Genomic DNA, 12,381 nt, shown 5'->3' with positions numbered 1-12,381 from the left:
CAAACATGAGAAATATCATCGACATTTCTCATGACTAAATCTACAACTGAGTCAACTTATATCTTCTTTAAATGAGGAATTTATCTTTTTTAATTGAAATAAAAATAATAATTGTTATCATTTGGTAATTTTATCAATTGCTCGTTGATCATGCAAAGTAATACGCCAGACTCCATGAATGATGCGATGACAACCGCGAAAGTCGTCACAACGCCGAAAAAACGTCCCGCCAAGAAAAACCAAGAACTCACTCTGTCTTATCGATTGATGGTGCTATACCGCTTTGTACTTGCCATTGTTGGTGGTTATTTCCTTGCCATGATGGCTGCACGTGCGATTGCCAAATTCTTTACTTCAAATCCATTTACCGCAGCTATGAGTGCCACACTTTGGGCATTTGCCATTTATGCAGCGGTATTCATTTGGGTTTTTATGGTTAACAAAACCCTCAAAGCAACCCTTGGAGTATTGATTCCAGCATTATTACTCACCATTTATGTCAAGGTAGGACTATAAACATGCGTCCAGATTATAAAGTTGAAGGTCCTCGCCAAAGCATGTCATGGTTGCATACTTGGAGCAGCTTATTATTAGGTTGGTTACTGTATGCAGTCTTTGTCACGGGAACATTAAGTTTTTTCCAAAATGAAATGACGGTATGGATGAAACCCGAATTTCATCAATCCGTTGCTCCAGCATCTTCACAACAACAAACCGCTGTAGCACTCAACTATTTACAACATCATGCAGCGGATGCCGCTAGCTGGTCCATTCAACTTCCAAACAGTAGACAAACCACAACAGATTTAAGTATCCGTAAAGCTGGAGAAGAAAATAATGGGCGCCGTGGTGGTGAACGCGTCATTCTCGACAGCCAAACAGGTGAAGTATTAAAAGCACGTGAAACACGCGGAGGCGGTTTCTTCTATCGCTTCCACTTTGAACTGTATGGCATGCCTGTCATCTGGGGGCGGTGGATTGTCGGTTTTGCAACCCTACTGATGTTGGTTGCAATTATTAGTGGCGTCATTACCCACAAAAAAATCTTTCAAGATTTTTTCACTTTTCGACCAGGTAAAGGGCAACGCTCGTGGCTGGATGCTCATAATGCAACCGCAGTATTGGCTTTACCCTTTCACCTCATGATTACCTTTAGTGGTTTATTACTGCTGATGTTTATTTTCATGCCTTGGGGTATCAAACAAGCCTACCCAGAAACAATGGGCTTCTTTCAAGAAATGCGTGGTGGCAATAACAATCGTACGGCACAAACCCGTGAAGAACGTCCGGATCGTAAAGCCAAACGAGCAACACCAGAAGCTGTGGCAATGGCTGACTTTATGCCAATGATTCAACAAGTAAAAGCACAATGGGGCGATAACCCCATTCGAAGCATACAAGTCAATGCCCCCAACACTGCCAAAGCAAGCGTAGAATTTCGCGCCCAACATGCCAATAGTGTGGTGATGCGTAATAGCACCCCTACCCTACAGTTTAACGCCGTAACTGGGCAACTTCTTGCAGAGCAAACTACGGCTCAATCTGTGCCTGTTTCACTGGGTATTTATAATGTATTCACTGCCTTACATGAAGCACGTGGGGTAGATATTGTTTTACGTTGGATTTTATTTTTATCGGGTGTGCTGGGCAGCTTCATGATTGCGACCGGACTTGTTTTATGGTGTATCAAACGCGCCCCTCAACAATTCAAACAAGGCTATATCAGTAAATCCTATCGCTTTGTTGAAATCGCCAATATCGGTACCATCATCGGGCTACCCTTGGCAGTGACTGCATATTTCTATGCCAACCGTCTATTACCCATCGCAATTGAGATGCGCACACAATGGGAAATCCGTTGTTTCCTGATGACATGGTTAATAAGCTTTATCTATGCAAGTTTCCGTAATCATCGTCAAGCATGGTTAGAACTGTTACTCATTACAGCAATAGCTTATGCATTTGTACCTGTATTGAATATTTTGACTGGCGGTGCTCCCTTATGGCGTAGCATGGCACAAGGTCAATGGATGATTGCCAGCTTTGATTTGATGTGTTTATGCTTTGCAGTACTGTTTTTCTGGGCGTTTAAGCAATTAAAAAAACATAAGTCTATGTTTGACCCTAAAAATAAAGCCAAGGCAAAGACACCCGTGAAAAGTAAAGCCCACACAGGAGAAACGGCATGATCAACATTGTTTTATTGTGGTCTGCCATGACATTGGGGCTGTTCAGTATTTGTAGCAGTATGAGCAAGCACCAAAAACAAGTGTTTGAAAAAACCTTATCTGTACAACAATCTAAAATACTGTTTTATTTAGGTTGGGGAATTTTAATTATTTCCTTTATTTATAGCTTATTCCGCTATTCTCCCAGCCTAGGCATGAGTTATTGGGTTGGTGCAATCAGCTTTGCAGCCCTCTTGGTCGGCTTTACACTCAGCTATTTAGAAAAGCACTTTAAGAGAGTTGTCGCCACGGTTATTGCTAGTTTTATTTTGGCCTGTCTCTTAGCGATAAGCCGCTAAGCCAAATCACAGCAGCGTAAATCTGCAATACAATCCACTTGAGCCATCAATATCCTTGCAACCTTTTCAACCATCAACAGGATAAACCCAGAGAAAATGGCGTTTATCCTGTTGAGTTTTTTTACAAGTATAACGATGAATTAATCGCGAGTATCGATCGGATCATAACTGTAAATACATCCTATATATTGACGATATTTCTTACTTAAAACTTCATGAGATTTTTTAGTTATTCAACTCAAGTTGCCGCATCATGCAGCTAAAAGTGTATTAAACTAGTATTTTTTGAACTAATGAGTTCATAATTGATCAAATTTTATCGCTGTAGAGTATTTACTCTTATTTCTTATATGTTATTTTGTAATTAGAAGTAAATTTAATATTTATTTATGTCGAATTAGTTGTGTACACACTAATCTGAAGCTCTGATTATCGTGGCTTCAAATGATTCATTTTAGCGTTTTAGGGAAAAATTAAAATGAAATTAAAAATGTTAACTATAGCAATGCTTTCTACAGCATTACCATCCGTAGGCGCCTTCGCTGCCGCAATGGACCGTTCAGGTCAGTCTATGGCTGGATTCTTACAACCAGGAAATTATTTTGAAGCGGGTATCTCTATTTTAGATCCATCTGTTTCAGGTAAGGAAACCAGTGCAAACGGTGGTCGAAATATCTCCAATATGGCAGATGATTACTACTTCCCTGCTGCGACATTGAAATTACAACTTACGGATCAATTTTCTTTCGGTCTATTATACGATCAACCCTTCGGCGCTAAAGCGGCTTATAGTGGTGAAAACTCTTTTGTTGCCTCACCAACTGATCCAATATTGGGTAAACTTCCTGTCAATAACGCACAAATTGGTGCGTTATCAAAACGAGATAGCGTGACAGGCAATACCAATGTAGAAGTTGATACACAAAATATTTCCTTAGTGTTTGGTTATCAACCAACCGATAACTGGAATATTTATGGTGGTGGTGTCTACCAAACGGTAAAAGGGAATGTCAGCCTACGTGGTAAAGCCTATAGTATTTATAATGGCTATGATGCCAACATCAAAGAAACCGGTGGTGCAGGTTGGTTAGCGGGTGTGGCATATCAAATTCCAGATATCGCATTAAAAGCATCGATTACTTATCGCTCAGAAATTGATCACAAAGTAAATATCAGAGAATCTATTGCAATGCTGGATAATCTATCTAGCATTAACCCTGCAGTGATTGGTGGACTCCTTCCACCTGAAGCACAGGCTTATTTACCAATCGTTGCGGGTGCAATGGCAGCCAACCAAGCTGAAGGTAAAACCACAATTACTACCCCACAATCTGTAAACCTTGATTTCCAAACTGGGATCATGGCAAATACCGTCGCCTTCGCCAATGTCCGTTGGGTCAACTGGAAAGACTTCTCTTTACAGCCATATAAATTTGGTAAAGTGTCAGAGATTGTAGGTAAAGCAGTGGAGCGACCAAATGGCTTTAACCTAGTTGAATACGCTGATGATCAGTGGTCGGTTACTGCTGGTGTAGGACGTAAATTCTCTGAACAGTGGGCGGGTAACTTCTCTGTGGGTTGGGACTCTGGTGCAGGCAACCCAGTAACGACACTCGGTCCAACAGAAGGTTTCTGGAACGTAGGTTTAGGCGCACAGTTTAGCCCAACACCGGCAACCTTTATTGCTGCGGGTGTGAAATATTTCTGGCTTGGCGATGCCAAAGCTCAAACCGGTGCACAAGCGGGTGGTTCTGACTACGTTGCTGAGTTCTCGGACAGCCATGCTATTGCGTATGGTTTAAAAATGGGTTACCGCTTCTAATTTTTCCCAGTTGACTCAAAAATAAGCGCCTTAAGGCGCTTATTTTTTATAACAGCCCTATAAATCATAATTTCTCATAAGTATTTAGTTTATAGTGCTAAGAAATACTGTGCTTTTCGATTAAAATCCTTAGCACCTTAATATCTTGAAACGCTTCAAGCACATAGCCAGGAGCAATGATGACCGCTATCCCAACGATTGATCTGATTGATGCACTCGCAACAGAATATAACGACAAGTCTCCGCGAGAAATTATGCAATTAGCCCTACAGCAACAAGGTGAAGTGGCAATTTCATTTTCAGGTGCTGAAGATGTTGTCCTCATTGATATCGCTGCGCAACTCGGTGTACCCTTTCGTGTCTTTAGTCTTGATACTGGTCGACTACACCCTGAAACATATCAATTTTTAGAGAAAGTCCGTCAACACTACAACATCAACATCGAAATTTGCTTCCCAAATGCTCAAGCCGTACAAGATTTAGTACAAGAAAAAGGTTTATTTAGTTTTTTTAACGACGGACATCAGCAATGTTGTGGCATACGCAAAGTACAACCACTTCGTCAGAAATTAGCAACACTCGATGGTTGGATTACAGGGCAGCGTAAAGATCAAAGCCCAGGGACCCGACAGAATATTCCAGTTATTGAATTAGACCTTGCTATGTCTGGTGAGAATAAAAACTTAATTAAATACAACCCACTAGCAAATTGGACCAGTCGTGAAGTTTGGGATTATATTCGTTTAATGGAAATTCCATACAATGCGCTACATGAGAAAGGCTTTATTTCTATAGGTTGTGAGCCATGTACTCGTCCGGTACTCCCCAATCAACATGAACGTGAAGGACGCTGGTGGTGGGAAGAAGCAACACATAAAGAATGTGGACTACATGCAGGCAATTTACAATCTTCTAAATAATTGCTTGCATTAAGTTTTATTTTTTTATTTACTTTAGATACGCTAGATTTTAGCTGAATGGCAATTAAAGTCCCTATACTTAACAGTATAATTTTAAATTGTAGGATAATACTAAGAAAGTCGGCATTCATACACGATTTGCCGTTTATTATGCAGTGAGGCAACACAAGACTATGCGCCCATTACACCCGATTGATTTTATTTTTCTCTCACTCGAGAAAAGACAACAACCGATGCATGTTGGTGGATTATTTTTATTTAAAATACCGGATCATGCGCCAGCAACGTTTATCCAAGATCTGGTGATGGATATTCGTAATTCACAATCTATCCCCGTTCCCCCCTTCAATAACCGTCTCAACGGCTTATTTTGGGATGAGGATAGTGAATTTGATATAGACCATCACTTCAGACATATCGCTTTACCACAGCCGGGTCGTATTCGGGAATTGCTGACCTACATTTCTCAAGAACACAGCAGTTTAATTGACCGTGCTAAACCACTCTGGACCTGTCATATTATTGAAGGTATTGAAGATAATCGTTTTGCAATGTACTTCAAAATTCACCATGCAATGGTGGATGGTGTCGCAGCAATGCGGCTTATTGAAAAATCCCTATCTAATGACCCTAAAGATAAACGTATAGTGCCACCATGGTGTGTCGCCAGTCATCGCAGCAAACGCTTACAACTGAGCAAAATCAGCCGAATGAAAGGCGTTTTAAGTAGTATCAAAGAACATGCTGCAGCTGTTCCAAAAGCAACACAAGAGCTCTATCAAACAATTTTTAAAGACAGTAAAAATCCAGATCATGTTTCAACCTTTCAAGCACCGAGCAGTATCTTAAATCAACGTGTCAGCGCATCACGCCGTTTTGCAGCGCAGTCCTTTGATTTAGACCGCTTTAAAAAAATCTCTAAAGCGCTCGGTGTTACCATCAATGATGTGATCCTAGCCGTCTGTTCTGGTGCACTGCGTCAATATTTAATCAGTCATGATGCCTTGCCAGAAAAACCATTGGTTGCCATGGTTCCCGCATCAATACGTAATGATGATTCTGATTTGAGTAATCGAATTACTATGATATTGGCAAATCTTGGAACCAATCAAAATCATCCACTCGCACGCTTAGAAATGATTAAACGTAGCGTACAAAGTGCAAAACAACGTTTTAATCGGATGAGCAGTGAAGAGATTTTAAACTATAGTGCCTGTGTTTATGGTCCATCTGGTTTAAATGTTTTGTTAGGTGCATTTCCTAAACATCAAGCTTTTAATATTGTCATCTCGAATGTTCCAGGGCCTAAAGAACCCTTATACTGGAATGGAGCACAACTCGATGCATTATATCCTTCTTCTATTGTATTAGATGGGCAAGCATTGAATATCACCATGACAAGCTATTTAAATAAGCTTGAAGTAGGTTTAATTGGTTGTCGTAAAACCTTACCCAAAATGCAGAGTTTGTTAATTCATCTTGAAGAAGAAATCACTCAGTTTGAACAGCTCATTACTGAAAAACAGAAACTTCTTTTAGAATCACCAGATTCAACTATTGAGTTTAAAAAACGCGCTTAGCCCCACATAACATATCCTATACCAACAAGCCACTGAGCTAAACCCTCAGTGGCTTGTTATCTTTTGCACATCAGCTATATATGAGCAAAGCTATGAGCTATGTGGTTTTTAAGCAATAGGTCAAAAATAGGCGTCGTTTTTTTGATCAAGAAAAATTTAGACATTTTAAAATAAGAAAATTCTTTTTTATTATATAAGCATATCAATAGAACAAAGCAAAATATTATATGGACATTCAAGCAAGACTATATAAAAAGAGAAACCCAAGGGGTATTTGATACCCCTTAGCTTTTAATATTACGACATTGTTTAAGAAGTTGCTGGCAGATAGAAACAACCATCGCTTTGGTTATATGTGTTTCCTGACCATTATCATCCAACATAACACATGTATTATTTTTACGCGGTGATTGCGTAAAGTGTTGGATACTACGTGTAGTAATTTTATCGCTTAATTGCATTTTGACCTCACTTGCTAAGACAGAAAATAGGAGAGTGTCTATGGCTACTTATTTTGGTCTAGTATTCTAAAATTAAGCTTAAATGTAAAATTTTAGATGTAACAAGGATTAAGCGATATATCGTTACAATTTCAACTTAAAATGACATCATATTGCTCTTGCGTATAGAGATTTTCCACCTGAAATTTTATAACGCGATGAATAAAATGTTCTAAATCAGCGACTGCTGGTGCTTCGGCTGTTAGCAAGCGATCGATGACTGCCGGATGGGCAATAACAGTAAAGCTACTCTGGGATTGAAAAGCTCGGGCATAGCGTAGAATCTCTCGAAAAATTTCGTAACACACTGTCTCTGCGGTCTTCACATAGCCTCGCCCTTGGCAAGTAGGACAGGACTCACAAAGCAAATGCTCCAGTGATTCTCGGGTTCTTTTTCGCGTCATTTCAACCAGACCCAATTCAGAAACTTGGGTAATTTTGGTTTTGGCATGATCGCGTTCCAACATTTTTTCAAATTGCCCCATGACTTCTTCACGATGTACCGCTTCTTGCATATCAATGAAGTCAATAATAATAATGCCGCCTAAATTACGTAATCGTAACTGGCGCGCAATCACTTGGGTTGCTTCCATGTTGGTCTTAAATACCGTATCTTCCAGTGTTCGCCCTCCCACATAAGATCCAGTATTGACATCGAATGTTGTCATCGCCTCAGTTTGGTCAATCATCAGATAACCACCTGATTTAAGAGCCACACGCGTTTGCAAGGCTTTTTGAATATCTTCTTCAACATTGTACAGATCAAAGATCGGACGTTCGCCAGGATAATGCAATAATCGATCTTGCATCGTCGGCACAAATTCATCGACAAAATCTTTTAATTTCCCGTGAATTTCCCGTGAATCTACATAAATTTTTGTTGTATTCTCATTAGCCAAATCACGAATAACCCGCTGCGGCAAAGGTAATTCTTCAAATATCAGAGATGGAACCAATACACTACTTTGTTTACGCTGAATATATTCCCAAAGCTTATTGAGATATGCCATATCTTGCGCCAATGCTGCATCTTCGACGCCTTCAGCTGCCGTACGGACAATGACACTACCTGGAAGCTGATGCTCTGCTTGAATAGACTCGATAATATTGCGCAGTCTTTCACGCTCTTCTTCTTGTTCAATACGTTGAGAGACGCCAATATAACTTCCAAATGGCATTAACACCAGATAGCGAGAAGGAATGGATAAATCTGTCGTCAAGCGAGCACCTTTGGTGCCTAACATATCCTTCATCACTTGAACTGTGAGTATTTGTCCTGGTTGTAAAAGTTCAAATACATTGGGCGTGGGTTGATTACGTGGCCAAACCATATCATTAATATGCAGAAAAGCTGTACGTGACAGACCAATATCAACAAAAGCGGCTTGCATACCCGGTAAAACACGCACCACCTTACCTTTGTAAATATTACCAACCAATCCGCGTTTGACTGTACGCTCAACGAATAACTCATTGGCAGTACCATTTTCAATTAAGGCAACACGACATTCCATGGGTGTGACGTTAATCAGCAGCTCTTCAGACATAATCCCACTCAAATCAAAAAACAAAATTCTGTATAAATGCCGGCTTAAAAACTTGTTTCTAAGTATCTAGCGCTTTTAATAACTGCATCGTCTCGTGTAATGGCAATCCTACTACATTACTATAACTGCCTGTTATAGCAACAATATACTGTGCGGCAATCCCTTGAATCGCATAAGCACCTGCTTTATCTTGTGCTTCACCTGTCGCCCAGTAATATTCCATATCTTGCACGCTCAAGCGTTGAAACTCAACCTGTGTCTGTACCACTTGGCTCAGCACTTTTTGTTGTTTTCTCACACAAATAGCTGTGAGAACTTGATGTTGCCGACCCGATAATGCCGACCAAATTTGGAATGCATGTTGCTTATTTTGTGGCTTAGTTATAATTTGACCATCTAAAGCAATGCAGGTATCTGCCGCAATAATCGTATCGGCAGGGAAATTTTGGCTGACAGTTTGCGCTTTTAGCTGCGCTAGACGTAACACATATTGTGAGGCGTTTTCGTGTGGCAACACAGACTCATCAATTTCTGGGCTATAGCAGCTAAATACCAAGCCCAGCTGTTGTAACAGCTGCTGCCGTCTGGGCGAGCTTGAAGCTAAAATTAAATTCGCCATCTTTTTAGGCAATAATACACCAGCGGCCAAAGTAAAATACTACTCAACAACGGCTGCCAATGACGCGTAATAGAAAAGTTCATGCCGGCCATAGCTTGCATCAGTAGTGTCAATAATAAATGCGCAGCAATGGCAATCATGACGATTACCCATAGATTATTAAAGGTGAGGACGCGTTTTTCACGAATGAGATAACGGATAATAAATGCAATCATCACATAGCTTAAAGCATTCATTCCCAAGGGTGCATCTAGCAAGAGATCTGCATAAATACCAATCGTAAATGAAAACCACACCCCACACCATGTCGGCTGACACAAAATCCAGAATAACATCACCACAAACATAAACAGCGGTCGCCATCCTGCGATAGCATAAGATAAAGGATAGACCACCAATACTGAGGCAATAATAATACTGACAATAATAACGAAGAGTGGATCGCGTTGTGGTTTATGTCCTGATAATTTTTTAGCGATCAGCATGAGGTTGCTCCATCGCAAGAGAATCTGAAAACAGCACAACCACATGATGACCACCGGCTAGCTGAGCTGCTGGTGCGACATCAATTTGTGCAAATTCACCTGAGGTGTGTTGCATCACTTTTGAAACCGTCCCCACCAAATAACCTGCGGGAAAATGTTGCCCTAAACCAGAACTAAATACACGATCACCGACTTTTATTTTTGCACTTGTCGGGACATATTCCATTTTTAAGCGCCCTAAATCACCGGTACCCGATACAATGGCGCGCATGCCCGAGTTCTCCAAGCGGACTGACAAAGAGTGTTCTTTATCTGACAGTAGCATGACGCGGCTACTATGTGGATAAACACTAATCACCTGCCCCATAATCCCTTGATCATCTAATACAGTTTGCCCGACTTTAATCTGGCTGGTTGCACCACGGTTAATGACAATAATATGACGTAGAGGATTGGCATCGGTACCGATCACTTCCGCTATTTCCATACGTCCATCAATAATTAAAGGTGTATCGAGCAAACCTCTTAAACGGGTATTTTCTGCTGAAAGCTCGGATAATTTCTGTAGACGTACCTGAGCTTGTAACAGCTCAGCACGCATAGCCGTATTTTCCCGACGTAACTGCACTTCAGACTTAGTTTGTTGATTAAGCCATTCTTTTGACAATACAGGATAGCTTGCAAGCGCATAAATAGGATTATATGCGGCATACAAAACATCTCTTGCCGGCTGTATCAAATGCGGCATGCGCCAGTTAAAGAATAACATCACCAAGCATACAAAGACCGCAATGATAAAGGAGCGAAAAGATGGCGGTTGAGTTGAAAACAGATTTGGTTGCACCGCCGAATCCTTAAATTAGCCGACAAAAAGCATATCATGATTAGGATTATCGAAGAACTCTAAGACTTTCCCACCCCCACGTGTTACACAGGTTAGTGGATCTTCAGCCACAACAACGGGCAAGCCTGTTTCTTTTGACAGTAGTTTATCGAGATTACGCAATAATGCACCGCCACCAGTCAAAACAATACCACGTTCTGCAATATCTGAAGATAATTCAGGTGGTGTTTGTTCTAATGCAGATTTGACAGCGCTGACGATGCTTTGCAATGGATCAGTGATGGCTTGAGTGACTTCTTCTGAGGTGACGGTAATGGCGCGAGGCACCCCCTCAGCAAGATTACGTCCACGTACTTCAATCTCAAGTACGGTGTCATCAGAGATTGCCATGCCGACTTCTTTTTTAATAATTTCAGCAGTGGTTTCACCGATAACACAACCATGTGCTTTACGGACATAGTTAATGATTTGCTCATCAAATACATCCCCACCGATGCGTAATGAATCTGCATAAACACAACCTTGTAGGGAAATAATCGCAATTTCTGTGGTACCACCGCCCACATCAACCACCATAGAGCCACATGCTTGCTCTACAGGCATCCCCGCACCAATCGCAGCAGCCATTGGTTCTTCAATAAGACGGACATCACGCGCACCCGCATTAAAAACTGCCTCGCGAATGGCACGACGCTCAACCAAAGTAGATTTGCATGGTACGCATACCACGACCCGTGGTGCAGGTGGAAAAAGACGTTTTTCGTGTACTTTTCCAATAAATTGGTTCAACATAGTTTCAGTTACTTCAAAATCAGCAATCACCCCATCCTTCATTGGACGAATTGCTGAGATATTGGCAGGTGTCCGACCAAGCATTTGCTTAGCGTCCAAGCCTACGGCAGCAACAATTTTTTGCGAACCACTGTGACGAATCGCCACAACTGTTGGTTCATTCAAGATGATACCCCGTCCTGGAGCATAAATAAGAGTATTTGCTGTACCTAGATCGATGGCAAGATCTGGTGAAAACAAGCCAATTAGTCGTTTTAGAATCACGGGTCTTTCCCAGTTAAACTTTTATGTAGTCGCAAGATGGCAACTTTAACTAAATGTGATGATTTGAACAAGTCAATCGCTTATTATAACCTATGATATTTTGATTTTTTTTGATACTAACTAGGCGAGACCTTATGTCAACATCAGATGCACAGCATTCTGCGCAGCTTAATGCAGAAACTGTTTCAAATATTGCTGGACTGGCACGCTTATCACTGAATGATTTGCAATCTGCCGAATATGCTCAAAGCTTAAACAAAATCTTAGAGATGATGGAAAGCTTGAAAGCAATTGATACCGAACAGGTTGAACCTTTAAAAAGCCCGTTTGACCATGCTCAACCGCAACGCGCCGATATCGTAACCGAAACCAATCATCGTGACGAATATCAAGCAATTGCACCCGCTGTTCAAGATGGTTTATATCTCGTTCCTCGCGTAATTGAATGATATTTAATCAGTTAATTTTTATTTTGAATTTA

General features: G+C 40.9%; 13 protein-coding genes. 7 read left to right on the top strand and 6 right to left on the bottom strand.

Annotation, left to right across the window (positions count from 1 at the left end; all coding sequences use genetic code 11):
* Positions 1-150 precede the first annotated feature (150 nt).
* The 6 genes from BFG52_RS04045 (at position 151) to BFG52_RS04020 (ending at position 6,849) form a co-directional block, all read left to right on the top strand.
* On the top strand, positions 151-516 hold the full coding sequence (locus tag BFG52_RS04045; protein ID WP_099092615.1) for a hypothetical protein: 366 nt from the start codon (positions 151-153) through the stop codon (positions 514-516).
* A gap of 2 nt (positions 517-518) precedes the next feature.
* Positions 519-2,189, top strand: coding sequence for a PepSY-associated TM helix domain-containing protein (locus tag BFG52_RS04040; RefSeq protein ID WP_067552931.1), 1,671 nt, complete (start codon positions 519-521; stop codon positions 2,187-2,189).
* Positions 2,186-2,527, top strand: coding sequence for a DUF3325 domain-containing protein (locus tag BFG52_RS04035; RefSeq protein WP_067552929.1), 342 nt, complete (start codon positions 2,186-2,188; stop codon positions 2,525-2,527). The genes BFG52_RS04040 and BFG52_RS04035 overlap by 4 nt, the downstream gene beginning before the upstream one ends.
* 478 nt (positions 2,528-3,005) lie before the next feature.
* Positions 3,006-4,349, top strand: coding sequence for an OmpP1/FadL family transporter (locus BFG52_RS04030; protein ID WP_067552927.1), 1,344 nt, complete (start codon positions 3,006-3,008; stop codon positions 4,347-4,349).
* Positions 4,350-4,528: 179 nt separating this feature from the next.
* Positions 4,529-5,269 carry a phosphoadenylyl-sulfate reductase gene (locus BFG52_RS04025; protein WP_067552925.1) on the top strand — a complete coding sequence of 247 codons (741 nt, stop codon included), beginning with the start codon at positions 4,529-4,531 and terminating at the stop codon, positions 5,267-5,269.
* Positions 5,270-5,442: 173 nt separating this feature from the next.
* Positions 5,443-6,849 carry a WS/DGAT/MGAT family O-acyltransferase gene (locus BFG52_RS04020; protein WP_067552923.1) on the top strand — a complete coding sequence of 469 codons (1,407 nt, stop codon included), beginning with the start codon at positions 5,443-5,445 and terminating at the stop codon, positions 6,847-6,849.
* Between the two features lie 284 nt (positions 6,850-7,133).
* On the opposite strand, the gene BFG52_RS17470 is transcribed toward BFG52_RS04020, so the two are convergent.
* The 6 genes from BFG52_RS17470 to BFG52_RS03995 form a co-directional block, all read right to left on the bottom strand.
* The gene (locus BFG52_RS17470; protein ID WP_407639235.1) at positions 7,134-7,310 is read right to left on the bottom strand and encodes a PA1571 family protein; all 177 of its coding nucleotides are present in this window, start codon (positions 7,308-7,310) and stop codon (positions 7,134-7,136) included.
* Between the two features lie 131 nt (positions 7,311-7,441).
* A complete protein-coding gene (rng, locus tag BFG52_RS04015) occupies positions 7,442-8,896 on the bottom strand; it encodes a ribonuclease G (RefSeq protein WP_067552921.1) in 1,455 nt (484 codons plus the stop codon).
* A gap of 58 nt (positions 8,897-8,954) precedes the next feature.
* Positions 8,955-9,515, bottom strand: coding sequence for a Maf family nucleotide pyrophosphatase (locus tag BFG52_RS04010; protein ID WP_067552919.1), 561 nt, complete (start codon positions 9,513-9,515; stop codon positions 8,955-8,957).
* Positions 9,503-10,000 carry a rod shape-determining protein MreD gene (gene mreD, locus BFG52_RS04005; protein WP_067552917.1) on the bottom strand — a complete coding sequence of 166 codons (498 nt, stop codon included), beginning with the start codon at positions 9,998-10,000 and terminating at the stop codon, positions 9,503-9,505. The genes BFG52_RS04010 and mreD overlap by 13 nt, the downstream gene beginning before the upstream one ends.
* On the bottom strand, positions 9,987-10,844 hold the full coding sequence (gene mreC, locus BFG52_RS04000; protein ID WP_067552915.1) for a rod shape-determining protein MreC: 858 nt from the start codon (positions 10,842-10,844) through the stop codon (positions 9,987-9,989). The genes mreD and mreC overlap by 14 nt, the downstream gene beginning before the upstream one ends.
* A gap of 15 nt (positions 10,845-10,859) precedes the next feature.
* Positions 10,860-11,900 carry a rod shape-determining protein gene (locus BFG52_RS03995; protein WP_067552913.1) on the bottom strand — a complete coding sequence of 347 codons (1,041 nt, stop codon included), beginning with the start codon at positions 11,898-11,900 and terminating at the stop codon, positions 10,860-10,862.
* Positions 11,901-12,034: 134 nt separating this feature from the next.
* On the opposite strand from BFG52_RS03995, the gene gatC reads away from it, so the two are divergent.
* Positions 12,035-12,349, top strand: a complete 315-nt coding sequence (gatC, locus tag BFG52_RS03990) for an Asp-tRNA(Asn)/Glu-tRNA(Gln) amidotransferase subunit GatC (RefSeq protein ID WP_067552911.1) — start codon at positions 12,035-12,037, stop codon at positions 12,347-12,349.
* Positions 12,350-12,381: the final 32 nt, after the last annotated feature.

It is taken from the genome of Acinetobacter larvae, from assembly GCF_001704115.1.
Taxonomy (GTDB): domain Bacteria; phylum Pseudomonadota; class Gammaproteobacteria; order Pseudomonadales; family Moraxellaceae; genus Acinetobacter; species Acinetobacter larvae.
The sequence above is the reverse complement of the archived record's forward strand: the minus strand, read 5'-3'. Positions and strand labels throughout refer to the sequence as shown.